Genomic DNA, 20403 nt, shown 5'->3' with positions numbered 1-20403 from the left:
GCTCGTGCGCGGGGAGATCGAGCGACCCCGGTTCGGGCCGATGCGCGACATCGTGGCGACCATCCAGCCCGACCAGGACGAGATCGTGCGCGGCGACCTGGCGCAGACGCTGCTCATCCAGGGCGGTCCCGGCACCGGGAAGACCGCCGTCGGCCTGCACCGCGCCGCGTACCTGCTCTTCGAGCACTCGACCCTGCACCGCCGGGGCGTGCTGGTGGTCGGCCCGAACGACGTGTTCGTCCGCTACATCGGCCGGGTGCTGCCCGCGCTCGGCGAGAAGGACGTGCGGCACGTGGTGCTGGAGCGGCTCACCGAGCCCAAGCGGGCGCCGGTCCCGGAGGCGCCGGAGGTCGCCAGGCTCAAGGGCGACGCCAGGATGGTGGCGGTCATCAGCCGGGCGATGGCCGCCAAGGTCGGCGCGCCGACCGAGGACCTCGTCGTCCGGGAGACCAGCCCGTTCGTCCGGGTGTCCCCCGAGACCGTAGCGGGTCTCGCCGCCGACCTGATCGGGACCGGCGTGCCGTGGGACCGCGCGCGCACCCACCTGACCGACCGGCTCGTCGACCACATCCGCCGCCGCCTGGAACTGCGCGGACGAGCCCCGTCGGACACGGAGATGCGCCGGGTCGCCAGGACGAAGGGCGTGCGCGCGCTCGTCGCGACCATCTGGCCGCCGGTGCGCCCCGAGCAGGTCCTGCGCGACCTGCTGTCCGACCCGGACGTCTTGGCGGCGGCGTCGGAGGGGATCCTCGACGAGGCCGAGCGGGACCTGCTGGCGCGCGGGTCAGCCAAGTGGTCGGCGGCAGACCTGTACCTGCTGGACGAGATCAGCGCGCGCCTGCGCGAACCGGACCGCTACGGGCACGTGGTCGTCGACGAGGCCCAGGACCTCTCGGCGCTGCAACTGCGCGCCGTCGGCCGCCGCTGCGTCGACTCGGCGACCGTGCTGGGTGACATGGCCCAGCGGACCACTCCGTGGGCGGCGGGCAGTTGGGACGCCGTGCGCGAACACCTGGGCCTGCCGAGCCGGGTGCTGACGCTGAGCAAGAGCTACCGGGTCCCCGTCGAGGTGCTGGCCGTGGCCAACCGCCTGCTGCCACTCATCGCCCCCGAACTGCCCCCGACCCTGTCGGTCCGGCACGCCCCCGGATCCCTCACCACTACGCGGGTCCCCGATGTCGCCACCGCCCTCGCGGCCGCGATCGCAGCCGACCCGACGCCTGAGAGCACCGGCGTCGTCGTCCACGACGACCAGCGCTCAGCCGTCCTCAAGGTGCTCACCGACCACGGTCTCAGCGTCGCCCACGCCATCGAGGACGGCACGGCGCACGACATCACCCTGATCCCCGTGACCCTGGCGAAGGGCCTGGAGTTCGACCACGTCTACGTCCTGGAACCCGCCGCCATCATCGACTCCGGCCCGGACGGCGGCCGACTCCTCTACATCGCCCTGACCCGAGCCGTCTCCCGGCTGACCATCCTGCACACCGAAGACCTCCCCGAGGTCCTGGGAGTGGGCTGACCAGCGTCCTCAGCCCTCGCGGTCGGCTCGGGTGGTGGTGGCCTGGAGCATCGTCGGCGAGGCGGGCATCTCCCTGGCCGGGAGGGTGCGGGCGTAGCGGTCGAACGCGGCGCGCGGGATGGACAGCAGGATGGCGGCGATCGGGACCGCGATGAGCAGCCGGATGATCGCGTCGGTCGGGTCCAGTGTGGACATGACGAAGGCGGCCCACAGCGAGGGGGACGCCATCAGCACGGCGGCCGCCAGGGTGGAGTAGCGGAACATCAGGTCCTCCGGTGGCCGGGGGCGGTCGGGGCGACACCATCGATGGTCAGGATGGGCAGGCCCAGCTCGCGGACCGAGTCCGGGTCCGCGCTGGCCGCCGCACCGTGCACGGCAAGGGCGTCGACACCACCCAGATCGGCCAGGTGCCGCCGCAGATCAGCGGTTTTGCGGGTCGCGTCGACAGCGGCCACGATGTGCCGGGCACCGAGGGCCTTCGCGACGGCGCCCGCCCAGCGACCGCCGTCGGGGTCCTCCACCGCGGCGGCGATGGCGACCACGGACGGGACCGGGTTGCGCTTGAGGTCGTAGGCCAGTTCCGCGGCGTGCTCCGGGCCGAGCACCCGGCCGCGGCCGATCTGGTCCGGTCCGGCGACCTGCACCGCACCCGGGCCCAGGCGCATCTTCTGGCAGATCCACTCGGCGGCCGCGGTGGCCTCCTGCAGCGCACCGGCCACGACGATCACCTTGCCGGGCAGCGCGACCAGCAGGTCGGTGGGCACCGGGGTGTCCCAGCGGCGGCGCGGGCGCGGCGACGGGTCGGTGACCAGGCGCGGCTCGTCGGCGGTCGGCCAGGCCGGGTCGGCCGCGAACGGCTCGGCGGAGATCGGTTCCGCCGACGAGGTGTCCAGGTAGTCCTCGTCCTCGTCGGGCAGCGCGTGCCTGGCGGTGGACGACGGCATCCTCGGAGGCACCAGCAGGTCGTGGAAGTCCGCCCGCTCCTCGGTGACGGCCTGCTCCTCGGTGACAGCGGCGCTCAGGTCGGCGTAGGGCACGTCGGCGGTCTCCGTCTCGGTCTCGTCCACGGTCACGGCGGCCACGGCGGCGGCGACGGGCTTGACCGGCTCGACCTCCGGCTCGTCGTCGATCACCGGCTGGGCCGCGAAGACCCGACCGGTCGGGCGCTGCACGGAGGGGAACTCGGCGGGCCGGACGCCGCTCGGGCGCGGCGGGGCGGTCTGCGCGCCGAGCAGCACCGCGCGCAGCTGCTCGTCGGTCATCTCGTCCACTTCGGACCTGTCGGCGAGCTGCTCGCCGAGCACGGCGGCACGCAACATGGCGTCGGCCTCCTTCTGTGCGGCGGTGCGCTCGGCCGGGCGCTTCGCGGCGGTCTCCAGTGGGCGCGACGGCGCCTCCCCCACGCGCGGGCGCACGGCCTTGGCCCACTCCCCCGCGCTCTGCCCGCGCGGCGCCGGACCGGCGGCACGCGCCTGGGCGGCGGAGATCCCCGCCTCAGCGCCGTTGGCGCGAACCGGTGGGCCACCGGCCTCGGCGAAGAACCGGGCGAACGGGTCACCGGCGGACCTGGTCGGTTCCTCCTCGGCGACCCCCACCCGCTGCTCGGGCACCCGGTCGACGAGCTCGTCGGCGGGCGCGCCGACGGCGGCCACGTCTTCCTTGTCGGCCAGCTCCATCAGGTCGGCGACGGACAGCACCTGCTCGCGGGGCACCGCCGGGTCGCCCGGTTCGGGCACCTCGACGCCGATCTCGAACCACTGCTTGGAGAAGAACCCCGCCACACCGCCCTTGCGCAGGCGGTCCGCGGACACGATGCGCGCGTCGGCGCCGTGCTCGGTGCGCACGCGGTCGAGCAGCGCTTCCAGATCAGGACCCTCAAGCAGCAAGCGTGTAGCCACTGTTCACCACCCCGACTGTCTCTATCCGGTGGGTGCCACCGGACAGCTCGGAATACGACAGCACGGCCAACCGCGGCACGGCGGCGTGCACCAGGCGGTAGAGGGGGGTGCGCAGCCGGGGCGCGCAGGCGAGCACAGCGGCCTGGCCCTGGCTCTCCGCCCGGCTCGAGAGCCCGGCGACGTCGCCGACGAGCGCCTCGAGCGTGCCCGTGTCCACTGCGAGCCGGTCCCCCATCTCGGTGACCCGCAGGCTCTCCAGCAGGGTCTGCTCGACCCGCGGGTCGAGGGTGATGACCGAGAGCACCCCGTCCACGGCGAGCCGCGCGGCGATGGCCGGGCCGAGCGCGGCGCGCGCGGACTCCACCAGGCGGTCGATGTCGGCACCGGCCTTGGCCGCGGGCGAGAGCGCCTCGTAGATGCCGACCAGGTCGCGGATCGGGACGCCCTCGTCGAGCAGGCGGTGCAGCACGCGCTGGATCTCGCCCAGGCTCATCAGCGCGGGCGTCAACTCCTCCACCACAACCGGGTGGGTGCGGCGCACCACGTCGGTGAGCGCGCGGACGTTCTCCCGGCCCAGCAGGCGACCGGCGTGCGTGCGGGTGACCTCGGCCAGGTGGGTGACCAGCACCGAGGCGCGGTCGACGACGGTGGCGCCCAGCGCCTCGGCCTGGTGGCGCAGCTCGGCGGGCACCCACTTGCCCGCGAGGCCGAACACCGGCTCGACACCCGCGCGGCCGGGCAGCGCGTCGAGGTCGTCGCCGATGGCCAGGACGGTGCCCGGCGGGGCGAAGCCGCGGGCCACGTCGGCGCCGTTGATCCGGATGACGTAGGAGGACAGCGGGAGGTCCAGGTCGTCGCGGGTGCGCACCGGCGGCATCACCACGCCCAGCTCCAGCGCGATCTTGCGGCGCAGCGCGCGGACCCGGTCGAGCAGGTCGCCGCCCGCGGCGTCGACCAGGTCGACCAGGTCGGTGGCCAGCGCCAGTTCCAGCGGGTCGACCCGCATCTCGGCGATGAGCGCCTCGGTGGCGTCCGGCGCGGTCTCGGCGACCTCGGTGGAGTCGCTGGTCTCGACGACCTCCTCGCCCGGCTTGGGACCGCGGGTGGAGGCGATGATCAGGCCGCCGCCGACGAGCAGGAACGGCAGCATCGGCATGGCGGGCATCAGCGACAGGCCCAGCAGCGAGATGCCGCCGATCCGCATCGCCATCTTGTTGGCGCCGAACTGGCTCGAGACCAGGGAACCCATGTTCTGGTCGCCCGCGGCGCGGGTCACGATGAGGCCGGTGGCCACCGACAGCAGCAGCGCGGGGATCTGGGAGACCAGGCCGTCGCCGACGGTCAGCAGGCTGTAGGTGTTGATGGCGTCGGCGGGGGCCATGCCCTTCTGGATGAGGCCGACCGAGAAGCCGCCGATGAGGTTGATCAGGGTGATGACGACCGCGGCGATGGCGTCGCCCTTGACGAACTTCGACGCACCGTCCATCGCGCCGTAGAAGTCGGCCTCGGCGGTGACCTCCTGGCGGCGCTTGCGCGCCTCGGGCTCGTCGATGAGCCCGGCGTTGAGGTCGGCGTCGATGGCCATCTGCTTGCCGGGCATCGCGTCGAGGGTGAACCGGGCACCGACCTCGGCGACGCGGCCCGCGCCGTTGGTGATGACGGCGAACTGGATGACGATGAGGATGAAGAACACGACGAGGCCGACCACCAGCGAGCCGCCGACAACCGCGTGGCCGAAGGCGCCGATGACCGCGCCCGCGTCGCCGTCGAGCAGCACGAGCCGGGTGGCGCTGATGTTGAGCGCGAGCCGGAAGAGGGTGGCCAGCAGCAGGATCGACGGGAAGACCGAGAACTCCAGCGGCTTGCGGACCTGCATGCTGATCAGCACGATGAGCAGCGCCAGGGCGATGTTGAGCACGATGAACATGTCCAGCAGGAACGTCGGCATCGGCACGACCATCAACACGATGATCATGATGACGCCCGCGGGTACCGCGAACTGGCTCAACCGCCGTGAGTTCATCGTCCATCCCGGAAGTCCGGTGTGCGGCCGTCCTGGCCTGGTACTGCCTTCCTGGCTCCACGTCGGACGGTTCATCGGCCGAGCCGGAGCCCTGTTGAGCATTACTCCGAAGAGCATCGCCGAGCCGACGCCGAACCGCTAGTGGGTGCGGGCCCCGCGGTGGGGTCCGAACCGGGAAAACAGCCTTGGTGCACACCTGTCACAGCTACCCAGCGGGTAGTGCGCCCGGGTGTGGCAGGCCCCGAACCGGCGACCTGCCACCACGGACTTCCCTGAACAGCACCTGGAGCAACTACCTGACCGTGGGATTCGCCCAACCGAGTGGCGACACGCCCACGTTCGCGTGAATCCCTCCAGAATGGACTAGTTCGTCGGGACCACAATGGACAGCGTGCCGCCCTTGTAGCCCGCGATGTCGACGGTGAGGTCGAGCCTGCTGCCCAACGACGCCAAGTGCGAGCGGGCGTCGGCGGGCACGGAGCCCGCGTCGGTGTGCAGCGCGTGGAACTTCACGTGCGGCCCACCGGCGTGGTTGAACAGGCTGGTGAGGATGTTGCTGACCTCGCCGAGGATGTCCGAGAGCAGCGGGGAGAGCTCGTTGTCCTCCACGCAGGCCTCGGCCCCGCCCGGCGGGACGAGGCCCATCGCCGCCGCGGTGTTGGCCGCCAGCGGCAGCGTGAACCCGATGACACCGGCCAACTGCTGGTCGTTGCGCTGGTACACCGCGACCACCGGGGCGTCGCCGGCCGGGTCGGTCAGGTTGACCGTGACCTCCCGGCCAAGCAGGTCGGACAGGACGTCGCGGACCTGCTTGGGAACCGGCAGCGTCTCTGGCATGGACTCACCCCAGGATGTCGGAGAGCCGGTCGCGGAAGGTCTCCGCGGTGAACGGCTTGCTGATCAGGAACAGGGCACCGCCCGCCTCGGCCTTGGCGATCATCTCGTCCGAGCACTCGGAGGTGACGAAGGCGAAGGGTACCGTGTTCCCGCTGGCGCGCAACGCGTGCAGCAGCTCGATGCCCGACATGTTCGGCATGTTCCAGTCCGACAGCACCAGATCGGGGTTCTCGCTCGCGACGCTGTCCTTCGCCGCGGCACCGTCGGGGGCCTCGACGATCTCGTGGTCGTCGAACCCGGCTTGGCGCAGGGTCCGGATCACGATCTGGCGCATGACCCTGCTGTCGTCAGCGACCAGGATTTTCATAGCTCACGCCTCCTGTGCGTTGTGGGAACCACCGGGACCACCGCTGAGCAAGGTCACCACGTACGGCTCGTCGCGCCACCGGACGACCGTCCGGCACACCTCGACGGTCCCCGGCCAGCGCTCGTGCGCGGTCGCCGAGACCCTCGGGAGGGAGAGCTGGGACGGGGAGGGCAACACGGACTTGACGTTACCGCCGAGCACGTTGGCAAGCTCGCCGAGCGCGTCACCGACGTCGTCGGGGGTGACCTCGTCGGGCTCCATCGCGAACAGCACGGACGCGACGTCGCGGGAAGCCTTGTGCGAGCAGGACACGACCAGGTGACCCTCGTACGCGCCGACCATGGCGACCGAGGCGGCGAGCTCGACACCGGCGCCGGAGTCGGTGTCGGCGAACAGCGTCTCCTCCTCACCGCCGTTGAGGAACGCGGACCACACCTGTTCGGCGATCATGTCGAGATCGACCTCGACTGCGGTAGACACATCGTTGGTCATGAGGACACCCCCACCGGGACGAGCCCGAGCAGGGCCAGCTTGTCGATGATGCCGTCACGGGTGAACGGCTTGATCACGTACTCGTGCGCACCGGCGGCCAGCGCGCGGACGATCTGCCCGTGCTCGCTCTCGGTGGTCACCATCATCAGCGTCATCTGACGCATCTCGGCGATCTTGCGGACATCGATGACGAACTCGAGCCCGGTCATCACCGGCATGTTCCAGTCGACCAGCGCCAGGTCCGGCACCCGACCAGTGCTCTGGAGCAGATCCAGTGCCTCCCGGCCGTTGCCAGCCTCCAGAACCTCGAAGCCGAGGTCGGCCAACAGGCCTCGGAGAATCTTGCGCATGGCCCGGGAATCGTCGATCACAATCCCTAGCACTGCGTCACCTCTTTCACCATTTGGCGATCTCGGGCAGGTGCCCGGTAGATGGCTGTCCGTCCAACGGGTACCCGCTCGAACACGGAGTCGATGCCCACAGTGGACTCGGCGGCCCCGAGCAGGAGCCAGCCACCGGGGTTGAGCACCTGCCGCACGCGGTCGAGCACCGCGCGCTTGGTCTCCGGTTCGAAGTAGATGAGCACGTTGCGCAGGAACACCACGTCGAACTTCGGCATGGGTGGCAACGTCGCGCACAGGTTGATCCGCTGGAACGACAGGTTCTGCCGGATCCGCGGGATCGCCTCCCACTCCGCGCCAGCGCGTTGGAAGTAGGTCACCAGGTCGGTCGCGGGCAAGCCGCGGTTGACCTCCAGCTGGTTGAACCGGCCCGCGCGCGAGCGGCGCAGCATCTCCTCGGACAGGTCGCTGCCCATGATCTGGTAGCCGCGACCGGCCGGGAGGGCCTTCTCCAGGGTGATGGCGATGCTGTAGGGCTCCTGGCCGCTCGAGCACGCGGCCGACCAGATCCGCACGGGGCGGGTGGAGGCGGCGAGCACGTCGGGCAGGATCGTGTCGGTCAACGCCGAGAACGGCTCACGATCGCGGAACCAGGAGGTCTCGTTGATGGTGAGCGCCTCGACCACCTGGGTGCGCAGCGCGGCGGTTGCGGTCCGCAGCGCGTTGGCCAGCGAACCGACCGTGTCGTGCCCGGTGGCCTTCGCCACCGGCTTGAGCCTGGACTCGACCAGGTATTCCTTACCGGGGCGCAGGACCATGCCGGCCTCTCGGTAGACGAGATCGGCCACGAAGCCGAACAGCGCCGGGGTCATTTCCACCGCGCCACCTCCCTTCCTGTAGCCGCCGCCGATGCGGGCAAGCGGGCGACGATGTTCTCCGCGATGAGACCGAGCGGCAGTACCGCGTCGGCCAAGCCCGCGCTGACAACGGCACCAGGCATGCCCCAGACCACCGAGGTGGCCTGGTCCTGGGCCAGTACTCCAGCGCCGAGGGCCACGAGGTCCTCGGTGCCGCGCTTTCCGTCCTGGCCCATGCCGGTGAGCATGACGGCCAGTGACGCCGAGCCGTAGACGCGCGCGCAGGAGCGGAACAGCACGTCGACGGCAGGTCTGCAGTGGTTCTCCATGGGGCCGTCGTGCAACCGCACCTTGGCCCCACCGGGGGTCTTGGCGGCCTCCATGTGCCTGCCGCCGGGTGCGATGTAGACGGTCCCGGGCAGCAGCGGCTCACCGTCGCGCGCCTCGACCACGCGCAGCGCGGCCTCCTGGTCGATGCGACGGGCGAGCATGGTGGTGAAGACGGGGGGCATGTGCTGGGCGACCAGCACCGGCACCGGCAGCGTGGCGGGCAGCCGGGTCAGCACCGTGCGCAGCGCCTCGGGGCCACCGGTCGACGAGCCGATGAGCACGGCCTGGACCGGCTTGCGCGGTCCGGTGCTCGTCGGCGGTCGCTTGACCGGGGTCGCCGGGCGCAGCGGCTGCGCGGCGTAGACCGGCTTGCCGCACAGCGCGTGGATGCGCGGCAGCAACTGCTCGCGGACCTCGGTGACGGCCTTGTTGACGCTACCGGCGTTGGCGGGCTTGGTGACGTAGTCGGTGGCACCGGCGGCCAGCGCGGCCACGGTCGCCTCGGCTCCGTCGCTGGTCATCGTGGAGAACATGATGACCGGGAGGGTGGGGTTGGTCTTGCGCAGCTCGCGGACCGTCTCGACGCCGTTGAGCACGGGCATCTCGACGTCGAGGGTGACCACGTCCGGCTTCAGCTGGGCGATCTTGGCCAGCGCGATCTGCCCGTTGGGCGCGGTGCCGACCACCCGAACCTTCGGGTCCGCGGACAGCACATCAGTGACGAGGCGGCGGATGACCACCGAATCGTCCACCACCAGCACTGAGATCACGTGGGCCTCCAGGGTCGGCGGCGGAGGCACCCGCCTCCGCGACAACCGTGGCATCGGCCGGACCCGGCCGGTCCTGAGCGCTCACCCCGGCCGACTTCTCACGCCAATCACAGTAAATCCGCGCTGTTGAGTTGTCCGCTCCGTCCGATGTGGATAACCCGACCGGCTGATCCGCACAGGTGACCAGCCGATCGAGTCACCAAGCGGGTGACGCGCGGAAACGCCGCCGGGCGGGTAAGAGAGGACAGGAGACCTGTCCGAACGAACGACACCACCACCCGGTCGGCACCGCCGCCAAGCCGGGAACGTAAGGAGAGACCGTCACCCGCCAAGCCGGAAACGATGCCGGGCGGGACATGGGGGCTAGCGGCACATCCGGATGAACAGCACCACCGCGGGTCGGCGACGGTGCCAAGCCGGGAACGATGCCGGGCGGGGATGAGGGGGTGGGTGGCGGGAGATAGTGATACGTGGTGGGTGGCGGGAGGGAGTGATACCGCGTTACTGCACTAACCAGTCGGGGCCGAAGGCGGCTAAGCAGGGGACGAGGAGTTCCTGGGCGGAGGCCGAGTCGACGAGGTCGCGGACCATCAACGCCTGGACCGCGCCGCTGAGCACGTTCCACACGCCGCTGGCGCGGTCGTCGAGCGTGACACCGGCGAGGTCGACCGCCCGGACTAAGAGCAGTTGGGCGGCGGCGGCTTCCCGGATGCGGCCCGCGACGTGCACGGCCCACGCGGAGGAGTGCATGGCGGCCGACCAGTCCTGCTGCTCGGCGCGCATCCGCTCGGCGGACACCGCGAGTGCCCTGACCTCGGCGGGGTGCGCGGCGCGGACCCGGTCGAGCAACCGGTGCACGAGGTCATTGGTCGGTCCGAGGTGCGGGGTGGTGTCCGGCAGGTCGCGCCGGGCGGTGACCCAGGCGGAGCCGAGCACCCGGCGGTCGGTGTCGGTGAGGTGTTGGCGCAGGTACGTCGCGCACACCGCGTCGGTGACCAGGGCGACCGCGCCGTCGGGCGGTTCGGGCGCGGTGCCGGGTGGGAAGGTGTCGCGGTCGGGCACCAGCACGTCGGTGCGCACGCAGTGCAGCAGACCGGCCAGTGACCCGATCGGGGCGTGCTGCAGCAGGGTGACCGCGGCGGGACCGGACAGGTCGCGCACGCTGGGCAGCTCGCTGGCGGCGGCGAGCGCGTGCGACCTGGCCAGGTTCAGGGCGGGGGACGGGGGCGCGGCGCGCTCGGCGAGGACCTCGATGTCGGCGGTGGTGCGGCCCAGCAGCGTCAGCAGTATCTCCGCCGTCGCAGGTCCGCCCGCCATCCGGGTGAGGTCGAAGCCCAACACGGGGGCGCTGACAAGGCTGTACACCCCAGAGAGTATGCACCCTCGATTACGGAAACAGTACTAAATCGGGTGAACCATTACGCACAGCGACGGCGCCGTCCCTGGGGGGTGAGGGACGGCGCCGCCTGGTCTCGCGGGGGGTGATCGCCGGGGCGACCGGGCTGCGGTCAGGTCGTGAAGCGGTTGACCTGGTCCTGCAGCTGCGCGGAGAGCCTGGTCAGGGTCTCCACCGCCAGGTTGGACTCGCCGATGCTGTTGGTGGCGGTGGTGGCGCCGTCTGCGACACCGGCGATGTTGGCGGCGATCTCCGAGACACCCGCGGCGGCCTCGCCGACGTTGCGGTTCATCTCGGTCGTGGTGGCGGTCTGCTCCTCCACCGCCGAGGCGATGGTCAGCTGGAAGTCGTTGATCCGACCGATGATCTCGGAGATCTCGTCGATGGCGTTCACCGCGTTCGAGGTGTCCGCCTGGATCATCTCCACCCGGCGCGAGATGTCCTCGGTCGCCTTGGCGGTCTCCTGCGCGAGCTCCTTGACCTCGTTGGCGACGACGGCGAAGCCCTTGCCCGCGTCACCGGCCCGGGCGGCCTCGATGGTGGCGTTGAGCGCGAGCAGGTTGGTCTGCTCGGCGATCGAGGTGATGACCTTGACGACGTTGCCGATCTCCATCGACGACTCGCCCAGCTTCGCGACCGTGCTGTTGGTGGCCGCGGCGACCGACACGGCCTGACCGGCGACACCGGCGGCCTCGTTCGCCGACTGCGCGATCTCCCTGATCGACGCCGACATCTCGTCCGCGCCGGTGGCCACGGTCTGCACGTTGAGCGCGACCTGCTCGGCGGCGGCGGAGACGACACCGGCCTGGGCCGAGGTCTCGTCGGTGCTGTCGCTGACCCGGCCCGCGATGGTGGCCATGTCCTGGGTGGCGCCCTCGAGGGACTGGATGCCGTCGGTGATGGCGGTGACGGTGTCGTGCATGCTCGCGGTCGCGGTGTTGAGCGCGGCGGCCATGACGCCGACCTCGTCGCTGGAGCGGACGTCGACCTTGCGGGTGAGGTCGCCGTGCGCGACCGACTCCAGCACGCTGGAGACCCCGCGCACCGAGCGGGTGATGCCGCGGATGATCAGCCAGCCGACCAGCAGCGCGAGCAGCAGGCCCGAGCCGAGCAGCACCAGCGTGGTGTAGCGGGCGGTGTCGCTGGCGGCGGCGGCATCAGCGACCTCGGCGCTGACCGCCGCGAGCTCGACCTGCTGCATCTCGACCAGCGCGGCGCTCAGGTCGTCGAGCGCGGGCCCGGCCTGGTTGTTGTAGCGGGCGAGGGCGACCTGGGACTGGCCCGCGAGCGCCGCCGGGAAGACCTGCTCCTGCACGACCGAGGCGACCCGGTCCAGGCCGACGATGGCGCGCTTGACGGTGGCCAGCGGCACCGCGCTGTACTCCGGGTCGGCCTCGATGCCCTGCTGGAACTTGGCCAGCGCCTCGCGCAGCGCGCCGACAGCGGCCGTGGTGTCGCTGACCTCCTTCTGCACCCGCGCGATGTCGGTGCTGATGAACGAGCTCAGCAGGTGCTGGATGGCGGTGATCGCGACCCCGTTGAAGTTGCTGATCGAGCCGACCGCGGCGGCGTTCTTGCCCAGCCGCTGCGAGGTGTGCGCGCCGCTGTCGGTGGCGACGATGCCCTGGACGCCGACGCCGATGGCGACCACGGCGGGCAGCGCGATGGCGGCGAAGATCTTGGTGGCGAGCGAGCGGTCGGCGAGGAACCTGCCGACACCACCGCGGCGCGAACCGGGGTCTGCCGTGGGGGTCGAGTCAGCCATCTGCGTGGGCCCTTCCATGGCGCCGCCGGGCTGGGCGGCTGAGCTGGGTGCGGGAGAAGAAGGGGAGGCGGGTCGTCCCGCCTGAGCAGAGGCTCCGGGACCCGTGGGTCCCGGAGCCTCCGGTGGTGTTCGTCAGGCCTCGCTGCCGCGGACCGCGGCGCGGGCGTCGAGCGCCAGCATCAGCCGGTCGGCGAGCGGGAAGGCCGCGGTGATCAGCTCGCGGGCCGGTCCGGACAGGGTGTCCGGGATCGGCTCGGCCGCGGTGGGCTCCAGCTCGACCACGTCACCGATGCGGTCGACCAGCAGGCTGACCGACTCGTCGTCGGTGCGGACGATGACGTTCATCGCCGGGCCGGTGCGCTCCTGGGCGGGCTCACCGAGGCGGACCCGCAGGTCCAGTGCCGCGATGACCTGGCCGCGCAGGTTGAACAGCCCACCGACGTGGCCGGGCGCGAGCGGGACCGGGGTGTACTCGGAGAACGCGAGCACCTCCTGGACCTCGCTGACCTCGAGGCCGAAGAGCTGGCCTGCCACCTCGAAGGTGGCGTACCGGACGGAACTCACGACGCCTCCACGTAGTCACGGGTCACGAACTCGGGCAGCTCGAAGTCCGGGTCGGCGGCCATGATGGCCCGGCGCATGTCCAGCAGCTCGGTGACCTTGTCGTCGATCACGGTGGAGCCGGAGAGGCCGTCACCGTCGGACGGGCCGTGCGGGGCGGTGTCGTCGACGATGTCGAGGATGCCGTCCACCGCGAGGGCCACGGAGTGGCCACCCGAGGAGTACACGACCGCGGGCACCGTGTCGGAGACGTCCTCCGACCAGGAGCCGAGCAGGCCCGAGAGCCGCAGCACCGGCAGGATCTGGCCCCGGTACTGCACGACCTCGCGGCTGCCGACGCGCTCCACGGCCTGCACCGGGAACTCCTCAAGCCGGGTGACCATGCTCAGCGGGATGGCGACGCGGCGGTCGCTGACCCGGGTGACCAGCAGGCGGTCGCGGGTCTCGGTCTTGACCTCGGCCATCGCCGCGGCGGCCGCGGCGGCCCGCTCGGCGTTGCCCAGGTGGGCGTTGCGGGCCAGGGCCAGCACGTCGAGGATCAGCGAGACCCTGCCGTCACCGAGGATGGTGGCACCGGCGTAGCAGCCGACGTCCTTGAGGTGGCTGGCCAGCGGCTTGACCACGACCTCCTCGGTGGTCAGCACGCGGTCGACGACCAGGCCGAACTCGTGGCCCTCGCCGTTGAGCACCGCGATGTAGATGGCCTCGCCGTTCTCCTCGGGGCGCACGGCCTTGCCGCCGAGCGCCTCGGTGAGCCGGACCAGCGGCAGCAGCTTGCCGCGCAGGCGGCAGACCGGGGCGCCGGAGACGTACTCGATGCGCGCGGAGGTCTGGCCCTCGACCGAGACGAGCTCGCGGACCGACATCTGCGGCAGCACGTAGCGCTCGTTGTCGCTCTCCACGATCAGCGCCTGCACGATGGCCAGCGTGAGCGGGATGGTCAGGCGCCAGGTGGTGCCCTTGCCGACCACCGAGCGCAGGTCGACCGCGCCGCCGATGGCCTCGAGGTTGGTGCGCACGACGTCCATGCCGACGCCGCGGCCGGAGACGTTGCTGACCTTGGCCGCGGTGGAGAAGCCCGCCCGGAACACCAGGCGCAGCACCTCGTCGTTGTCCATGGCCGCGACCTGCTCGGCGGTGAGCAGCCCGCGCTTGACCGCGGTGGCGCCGATGAGCTTCGGGTCGACGCCCTTGCCGTCGTCGGCGACCTCGACCACGACGTGGCCGTGCTCGTGGTAGGCGCGCAGGGTCAGCGTGCCCTCGGGGCTCTTGCCCGCCTTGACCCGGTCCTCGGGGGACTCAAGGCCGTGGTCGACGGCGTTGCGCACGAGGTGGGTCAGCGGGTCCTTGACCGCCTCCAGCAGGCTGCGGTCGAGCTCGGTCTCGGCGCCCTCGAGCTCAAGGCGGACCTGGCGGCCCACGGAGTTGCTCAGGTCGCGGACGACGCGGGGCAGCTTCGACCACAGGTGGCTGATGGGCTGCATGCGGGTCTTCATGACCCCTTCCTGCAGCTCGCTGGTGATGAGGTTGAGCCGCTGGGCGGCCCGGCTCATCGTGTGGTCACCGGCGTGCTCGGTGGCCCGCACCATCTGGTTGCGGGTCAGCACGAGCTCGCCGACCAGGCGCATGAGCTTGTCGAGCAGGTCGACGTCCACCCGCACGGAGGTGTCGGCGACACCCCGGCGGCTGGCGGCGGCCTCCTCGGCGGGCGCCGGGGTGGCGGCCTCGGGGGTCTCCGGCTGCGCGGGCGCGGCCTCGGCGACCGGGGTCGGCTCGGCGACCTCGGCGACCGGGGTCGGCTCGGCGACCTCGGCGACCGGGGTCGGCTCAGCGGTCTCGGCGGCGGGCGCCTGCTCGGCGACCGGCTCGACCGGGGTGGGCGCGGGGCCGCCAGCGATGCACGCCTCGACCTCCGCGATCACGTCCAGGATCTCCGTGTCGCCCTCTTGGCCGTCGCGCTCGATCTGCGCCAGCAGGGCGCGGACGACGTCGACGACGCGCAGCAGCACGTCGGCGCCGCGGCGGTCGAGCGTCTGCGCGCCATCACGCAGCCGGGCCAGCAGCGACTCACCCGCGTGGGTGACCTGCTCCAGCTTCGCGAAGGCGAGGAACCCGCTGGTGCCCTTGATGGTGTGAATGGTGCGGAAAACGCTGGCGAGTCGGTCGCGGGCCGTTGGGTCGCGCTCGAGCGCGACGAGGTCTTGGTCCAACTGGTCGAGGTTCTCGTAGGACTCGACCAGGAATTCCTGGACCACATCATCGAAGTCTTCCACGCTCCACCACGCTTCCAGGTCCGGTGTCGACGCCTTCATCGGCGGGCGCGCTCGGCGGCTGAGGCTTTGCGTTACACATTTCGGTGCACGACCGGGTGGCCGCTGATGAGGCCCCGCGCGGTGGCGGCCGCCACGGCGGCGGTGCGGGAGTCGACGCCGAGCTTGGCGTAGACGTGCACCAGGTGGCTCTTCACGGTGGCCTGGCTCAGGTGCAGCCGCCTGCTGATGGCCAGGTTGGACAGTCCTTCGGCCACCAGACCCAGGACCTCTGCTTCTCGGGCGGACAACGCGGCGGCCGGGTCGCGCGTGCGGTCGACCAGGCGGGCGGCGACGGCGGGGGCCAGCGCGGACTGCCCCCTGGCCGCGGCGCGGATGGCGGCGGCGAGGTCCTCGGGCGGGGCGTCCTTGAGCAGGTAGCCGGTGGCACCCGCCTCGATGGCGGCGAGGATGTCGGCGTCGGAGTCGTAGGTGGTCAGCACGAGCACCCGGGGGCCGTGCGCGGCGGCGGTGATGGCGGCGGTGGCCCGCGCGCCGGACATGCCGTCGCCGAAGCGCAGGTCCATCAGCACGACGTCGGCCAGCCCGGCCTTGCGCACGGCGTCCTGGGCGGTGGCGGCCTCGGCGACGATGGTGAAGTCGGGTTCGCCGTGCAGGACCGCCCGCAGCCCGGACCGCACGATGGGGTGGTCGTCGGCGATGAGGAGCCGGATCACGCGATCACCACCGGCAGCGTCACGGCGATCGCGGTGCCCCGGCCGGGGTCGGACTCGACGACCAGGTCCCCGGCGAGCGCCCGCGCCCTGGCCCGCATCGTGGCGAGGCCGAATCCGGGCCCGGTGGTGATGCCGACGCCGTTGTCGACGACGTCCAGGGTGACCTCGGTGTCCTGGTAGCTGAGGGTGACCCGGACCTCGGTGGCCCCGGCGTGGTTGACGACGTTGCCCAGCGCGGACTGGGCGACGCGCAGCAGGGCGAGCTGGTGGGTGTCGGGCAGGTCGACCTCGTGCCCGGTGGTGTCGCAGCGCACGGCCAGGCCGGACGCGGCGGCGGTCGCGGCACAGGCCGCACGCAGCGCGTCCGGCAACGACCCGCCGTCGAGCGCGGGCGGGTTCTGATCCCGGACGAACCGCCGCGCCTCGGCCAACGCCTGGCCCGCCGCGGCCTTGGCGGCGGCGACGTGGGTGGCGGTATCGCCCTTCTGGGCGGCGCTGAGCAGCAGGTGGATGCTCGACAGGCTCTGCGCCAGCGTGTCGTGCACCTCCCTGGCCAACCGCTCCCGCTCAGCCAGCACCCCAGCCGCGCGCTCCGCAGCCGCCAACCCCTCGGTCAACACCCGCCGCCGCTCCCCCTCCCGGTGGAGGACCACGACAGCCACCGCGACAACCGCGCCGATCGGAGGGCCGATGACAGTACCTATGGAGAGCACGTGCTGATGCCACCCGAACCCAGCCACAGCGGTGGCCGCCGTCAACGCCACAGCCCCCGTCGCCAGGCGGATCGGGAGTGCGCGCAGGAGGAGGAAGTAGAGCGGGAAGGCGAACCACACCGCACTGGGCGTGACCACGAGGAGCGTCACCCACAGGATCCCCAACAACCCCAACACCCACCGCCGCCGGAGCGCCACGAACTGGCACCCCACCATCGCGGCCGCGAGCACGAGAACAGCGGGCCGCGGATCCCTCGTCGCCGCCAGCCCGATCAACCCCAAACCCAGCAGATCCGGCCCCGCGACAAGCAGCCGGGGCAGGGCTGGGGAGTCCACTGAGGTCACGATGCCCCAGCGTAAACGCGCACTCCCCCACACCGCATCAATCGAAAGGTTGAGCGCGCCCGTGGAGGCCACCGAGGGGGTGAGACCGACCGGGGCTCCAGCAGAGGTGGGGCGGACGCGTGCCACTCCCCGTCAGCACCGGCGGGGTCAATCGAAAGGTTGAGCCGGGAACCGGTCGGATGGTGGGGAGGTGTGGTCTTGGGGGTGATGGCAGGGGGCGGAGTGGGCGGGAGGGTGGGGGGTGTCGCTGCAGGGCGGGAGGGTGGGGGTGTCACTGCAGGGCGGGAGGGTGGGGTGTCACGTGGAGTTGGAGGAGGAGATGGCTGGTGTTCGTGGCGTGGCGGGAATTGTGGTTCGCGCGGGGGCGGTTCGGGTTGTTGGTGGGGGTGGTTTTGCTGATCACCGTGTTGGTGGGGTTGTTGTCGGGGTTGACGGCGGGGTTGGCGGGGCGGAATACGTCCGCGGTGGTCGGGTTGGGTGGGGATCACGTGGTGTTTTCCGGGGTGGATGGGGTGTTCGGCGGGACGGGGTTGGACGAGGGGGTGGCGCGGGCCTGGGCGGGGACTGCGGGAGTTGAGCGGGCTGAGCGGTTAGGGGTGTCGCTGGGGCGGGCTGAGGCGGGGGGAAGGAGCGCGGGCGTGGCGGTGTTCGCGGTACCGTCGGGGTCGGCGCTGCGGGGGGTCGAGCCGGGGCAGGTCGTGGTGTCGGCAGGGGCGGCGGACGAGCTGGGAGTCAAGGATGGGCAGCGGGTCACCATCGGGGACGTCGAGTCCACCGCAAGACTGTCCACAAGCGACGAATACTTCAGTCACGCCCCAGTCGTCTGGACACATCTCCCAGCCGATGCGAGATTCTCCGTCCTAATTCTGTCCACATCGGACTGCGACATCGCGAAGGCGGATGCGGCGATCGGGACGTCGACCGAGAGCACGTCCGACGCCGTCGACCGGATCGGGTCGTTCGCGGCGGAGAACGGTTCGCTGGTGCTGATGCGGGGGTTCCTGTTCGCGATCTCGGCGTTGGTCGTCGGCGCGTTCTTCACCGTCTGGACCATCCAGCGCTCAGGTGACATCGCCGTCCTCAAAGCGCTCGGGGCGTCCACCGGCTACCTGCTGCGCGACGCCCTGGGCCAAGCCGCGGTGCTGCTGCTCATCGGAACAGCCCTCGGCACCGGCTTGGCAGCGACCATCGGAGCCGCGCTCGGCGACGCGGTGCCGTTCGTGCTCGACCTCGCCACGCTCCTCGTGCCCGCCGCCGTGCTCGTCGGCCTCGGGCTCGTCGGCGCGGCGCTGGCCATCCGCCGGGTCACCGCCGTGGACCCGTTGACCGCGTTGGGAAGTGCCCGATGAGCCTCATCCTGCGTTCGGTGACCCTCACCTACCCCGACGGCGACCGGCGGTTGACCGCGCTCGACGCCGTGGACCTGCACGTGCCCGCGGGCACCGTGACGGCCGTCGTCGGCCCGTCCGGCTCGGGCAAGTCCAGCCTGCTCGCCGTCGCCGCCACCCTGGTCCGCCCGGACTCCGGCGAGGTCCTGGTCGGCGAGACCCCCGTGCACGGCATGGACCGCCGCGCCCTGGCCGCCCTGCGCAGGCGCTCGATCGGGATCGTCTTCCAGCAGCCCAACCTGCTGCCCGCGCTCACCGCCGCCGAGCAGCTGCGCGTCATGGCCCACCTCGACGGCAGGCGCGGCACGGCGGACCTGCTGGCCGAGGTCGGCATGGCGGAGTTGGCGCACCGCCGTCCGCACCAGCTCTCCGGCGGTCAGCGGCAGCGGGTGAACATCGCCAGGGCGCTGGTGAACCGCCCCCGGGTCCTGCTGGTCGACGAACCCACCAGCGCACTGGACCACGCGCGCGGCGCGGCCATCGTCGACCTGATCACCTCCACGACCCGCGCGCACGGCGTCGCGACCGTCCTGGTGACCCACGACCGCGCCCACCTCGCGGGCGTCGACCAGGTCGTCGACCTCGTGGACGGCCGGGTCAGATCGCGGTGAGGGTGAGCAGCGCCCGGTAGTCGCCCGCGGTGGTGGCGGTGGGGACCCACAGGTCGAGGCGCGCGGTGAGCCGGGCGGTGCCCGCGCCCCGGGTGGCCACGGCCAGCACCCGGGTGGTGGCCAACTCCCCCGCCACCACCTCCGTCCGCAGCGACTGCGTCGCGTGGCTCGGACCGCAGTTGACGGCGGTGGCACCGGGGATCGCGAACATCCCAGGTGGACTCGGATAGGTGTTCGTCGCACCGCACCCGGGGCAGAAAGCCTGCCACAGCTCGGGTTCGACGGTGTTGAGCCAGTCGGTGAACCGCCGCGTCGTCGCGGAGCTCTCGGCGCGCACCACCGGCCGGATGGGCAGCGAGGGCAACGCGATGTCGCGGTTGTCGGCCACGATCGCCGGGTCGTCCCACCTGGTCACCACGCCGGTGAAGATCTTCGCGGTGGTGGCGTTGGACAGCCGCAGGCCCTGGACCGGCACCCCGTCGAGCCGCACGTTGTAGGCGACGGAGATGCTCTGCGCGGCGATCGGGACGTAGGTCGACGGCCTGCCCGAGGGGATACCGGCCTGGGCGAAGGTGGACTCGGACAGGGCGAAGTCCACGTGACCGGCGGCGAACTCGGCCAGGCCACTCCCCAGGTTTCCTGCTGACGCGGCAACCTCGCACACGCGTGTGAACGGTGGCGTCCCGGTGGGTGAACGACGAACGGCCTAGATGACCGTGAGGGTCAACGTGGCCGTGTAGCCGTCCGCCTTGGGCAGCAGCAGCCGGTACCCCGCCGTCAGGTGCGCGGTACCCCGCCCGGCGGCCGGGTCGGCCACGGCCAGCAGACCGCTGCCCCGCATCCCGATGATCGCCTTGCCCATCGTCAACACCTGCACGGCGGACTGGTCGACGAGGGTCGGCGTCCACGACAGCGGTGTCCCGCCCGACTCGTCGGCGAACTGGCCCGACAGGCTCCACCCCGGGTCGGCAGCCCTGGTGTCGACCACGGTCAGCCTGGGCAGCGTGCCGGTCGTGGTGTACCAGGCGCCCGAGAACGCCGGGGTGGGCAGCGCCATCGGGCCGCGCTCGACCGAGAGCAGCAGGTCACCGTCGACCACCCGCACGGTGACGGTCTGGTCCGCGGTGTGGTCGGCCCACGCCGTACCGGCCTGCCCGAACACCAGCAGCACGACGAGCGCCACCACACGAGCCATGTTCTC

Annotated in this window: 20 protein-coding genes; 3 read left to right on the top strand and 17 right to left on the bottom strand. The window is 71.7% G+C overall.

Features of this window, described 5'->3' with window-relative positions:
- The first annotated feature begins 4 nt into the window (after nt 1-4).
- Nucleotides 5-1522, top strand: coding sequence for a HelD family protein (locus LV79_RS30110; RefSeq protein WP_253841671.1), 1518 nt, complete (start codon nt 5-7; stop codon nt 1520-1522).
- Nucleotides 1523-1531: 9 nt separating this feature from the next.
- Here the strand turns inward: LV79_RS30110 and LV79_RS30105 are convergent, their stop codons facing one another.
- The 15 genes from LV79_RS30105 to LV79_RS30035 form a co-directional block, all read right to left on the bottom strand.
- Nucleotides 1532-1786 (bottom strand): hypothetical protein, encoded by a 255-nt coding sequence (locus LV79_RS30105; protein WP_253841670.1) that lies wholly within the window; start codon nt 1784-1786, stop codon nt 1532-1534.
- Nucleotides 1786-3420: a hypothetical protein gene (locus tag LV79_RS30100; RefSeq protein WP_253841669.1), complete on the bottom strand. Its 1635-nt coding sequence runs from the start codon at nt 3418-3420 to the stop codon at nt 1786-1788. Before LV79_RS30100 ends, LV79_RS30105 begins: the two co-directional genes overlap by 1 nt.
- Nucleotides 3398-5443 (bottom strand): flagellar biosynthesis protein FlhA, encoded by a 2046-nt coding sequence (locus LV79_RS30095; protein WP_253841668.1) that lies wholly within the window; start codon nt 5441-5443, stop codon nt 3398-3400. Before LV79_RS30095 ends, LV79_RS30100 begins: the two co-directional genes overlap by 23 nt.
- A gap of 363 nt (nt 5444-5806) precedes the next feature.
- Entirely contained in the window at nt 5807-6280 is a 474-nt protein-coding gene (locus tag LV79_RS30090) for a hypothetical protein (protein WP_253841667.1), read from the bottom strand.
- A gap of 4 nt (nt 6281-6284) precedes the next feature.
- The gene (locus tag LV79_RS30085) at nt 6285-6647 is read right to left on the bottom strand and encodes a response regulator (protein ID WP_253841666.1); all 363 of its coding nucleotides are present in this window, start codon (nt 6645-6647) and stop codon (nt 6285-6287) included.
- Between the two features lie 3 nt (nt 6648-6650).
- Entirely contained in the window at nt 6651-7139 is a 489-nt protein-coding gene (locus LV79_RS30080) for a chemotaxis protein CheX (RefSeq protein ID WP_253841665.1), read from the bottom strand.
- Entirely contained in the window at nt 7136-7510 is a 375-nt protein-coding gene (locus LV79_RS30075) for a response regulator (RefSeq protein WP_308208976.1), read from the bottom strand. The genes LV79_RS30080 and LV79_RS30075 overlap by 4 nt, the downstream gene beginning before the upstream one ends.
- A gap of 5 nt (nt 7511-7515) precedes the next feature.
- The gene (locus LV79_RS30070) at nt 7516-8352 is read right to left on the bottom strand and encodes a CheR family methyltransferase (protein WP_253841885.1); all 837 of its coding nucleotides are present in this window, start codon (nt 8350-8352) and stop codon (nt 7516-7518) included.
- A complete protein-coding gene (locus tag LV79_RS30065) occupies nt 8349-9437 on the bottom strand; it encodes a protein-glutamate methylesterase/protein-glutamine glutaminase (RefSeq protein WP_253841663.1) in 1089 nt (362 codons plus the stop codon). Before LV79_RS30065 ends, LV79_RS30070 begins: the two co-directional genes overlap by 4 nt.
- Before the next feature lie 501 nt (nt 9438-9938).
- Complete coding sequence (locus LV79_RS30060; protein WP_253841662.1) at nt 9939-10802, bottom strand: hypothetical protein; 864 nt, start codon at nt 10800-10802, stop codon at nt 9939-9941.
- A gap of 143 nt (nt 10803-10945) precedes the next feature.
- On the bottom strand, nt 10946-12598 hold the full coding sequence (locus LV79_RS30055) for a methyl-accepting chemotaxis protein (protein WP_253841661.1): 1653 nt from the start codon (nt 12596-12598) through the stop codon (nt 10946-10948).
- Nucleotides 12599-12730: 132 nt separating this feature from the next.
- Entirely contained in the window at nt 12731-13162 is a 432-nt protein-coding gene (locus LV79_RS30050; protein ID WP_253841660.1) for a chemotaxis protein CheW, read from the bottom strand.
- The gene (locus LV79_RS30045; protein WP_253841659.1) at nt 13159-15432 is read right to left on the bottom strand and encodes a chemotaxis protein CheW; all 2274 of its coding nucleotides are present in this window, start codon (nt 15430-15432) and stop codon (nt 13159-13161) included. The genes LV79_RS30050 and LV79_RS30045 overlap by 4 nt, the downstream gene beginning before the upstream one ends.
- 71 nt (nt 15433-15503) lie before the next feature.
- Entirely contained in the window at nt 15504-16145 is a 642-nt protein-coding gene (locus LV79_RS30040; RefSeq protein ID WP_253841658.1) for a response regulator, read from the bottom strand.
- Nucleotides 16142-17203 (bottom strand): sensor histidine kinase, encoded by a 1062-nt coding sequence (locus LV79_RS30035; RefSeq protein WP_253841657.1) that lies wholly within the window; start codon nt 17201-17203, stop codon nt 16142-16144. Before LV79_RS30035 ends, LV79_RS30040 begins: the two co-directional genes overlap by 4 nt.
- Nucleotides 17204-17841: 638 nt before the next feature.
- Here LV79_RS30035 and LV79_RS30030 point away from each other — a divergent pair.
- The gene (locus LV79_RS30030; RefSeq protein ID WP_308208973.1) at nt 17842-18552 is read left to right on the top strand and encodes an ABC transporter permease; all 711 of its coding nucleotides are present in this window, start codon (nt 17842-17844) and stop codon (nt 18550-18552) included.
- Nucleotides 18549-19202 (top strand): ABC transporter ATP-binding protein, encoded by a 654-nt coding sequence (locus tag LV79_RS30025; protein WP_253841655.1) that lies wholly within the window; start codon nt 18549-18551, stop codon nt 19200-19202. Before LV79_RS30030 ends, LV79_RS30025 begins: the two co-directional genes overlap by 4 nt.
- Here LV79_RS30025 and LV79_RS30020 read toward each other — a convergent pair.
- Nucleotides 19189-19866, bottom strand: coding sequence for a substrate-binding domain-containing protein (locus LV79_RS30020; RefSeq protein WP_253841654.1), 678 nt, complete (start codon nt 19864-19866; stop codon nt 19189-19191). The genes LV79_RS30025 and LV79_RS30020 overlap by 14 nt on opposite strands.
- Before the next feature lie 42 nt (nt 19867-19908).
- A complete protein-coding gene (locus tag LV79_RS30015) occupies nt 19909-20397 on the bottom strand; it encodes a hypothetical protein (RefSeq protein ID WP_253841653.1) in 489 nt (162 codons plus the stop codon).
- Between the last annotated feature and the right edge of the window lie 6 nt (nt 20398-20403).

It is taken from the genome of Actinokineospora globicatena, assembly GCF_024171945.1.
In the GTDB taxonomy this organism is placed as follows: domain Bacteria; phylum Actinomycetota; class Actinomycetes; order Mycobacteriales; family Pseudonocardiaceae; genus Actinokineospora; species Actinokineospora globicatena.
The sequence above is the reverse complement of the archived record's forward strand: the minus strand, read 5'-3'. Positions and strand labels throughout refer to the sequence as shown.

What these genes read in the sequence shown, in the direction of transcription:
- LV79_RS30080 (WP_253841665.1), bottom strand. Translation starts at nt 7,139, where the DNA reads ATGACCAACGATGTGTCTACCGCAGTCGAGGTCGATCTCGACATGATC.
- LV79_RS30055 (WP_253841661.1), bottom strand. Translation starts at nt 12,598, where the DNA reads ATGGCTGACTCGACCCCCACGGCAGACCCCGGTTCGCGCCGCGGTGGT.
- LV79_RS30015 (WP_253841653.1), bottom strand. Translation starts at nt 20,397, where the DNA reads ATGGCTCGTGTGGTGGCGCTCGTCGTGCTGCTGGTGTTCGGGCAGGCC.
- LV79_RS30105 (WP_253841670.1), bottom strand. Translation starts at nt 1,786, where the DNA reads ATGTTCCGCTACTCCACCCTGGCGGCCGCCGTGCTGATGGCGTCCCCC.
- LV79_RS30095 (WP_253841668.1), bottom strand. Translation starts at nt 5,443, where the DNA reads ATGAACTCACGGCGGTTGAGCCAGTTCGCGGTACCCGCGGGCGTCATC.
- LV79_RS30090 (WP_253841667.1), bottom strand. Translation starts at nt 6,280, where the DNA reads ATGCCAGAGACGCTGCCGGTTCCCAAGCAGGTCCGCGACGTCCTGTCC.
- LV79_RS30085 (WP_253841666.1), bottom strand. Translation starts at nt 6,647, where the DNA reads ATGAAAATCCTGGTCGCTGACGACAGCAGGGTCATGCGCCAGATCGTG.
- LV79_RS30070 (WP_253841885.1), bottom strand. Translation starts at nt 8,352, where the DNA reads ATGACCCCGGCGCTGTTCGGCTTCGTGGCCGATCTCGTCTACCGAGAG.
- LV79_RS30025 (WP_253841655.1), top strand. Translation starts at nt 18,549, where the DNA reads ATGAGCCTCATCCTGCGTTCGGTGACCCTCACCTACCCCGACGGCGAC.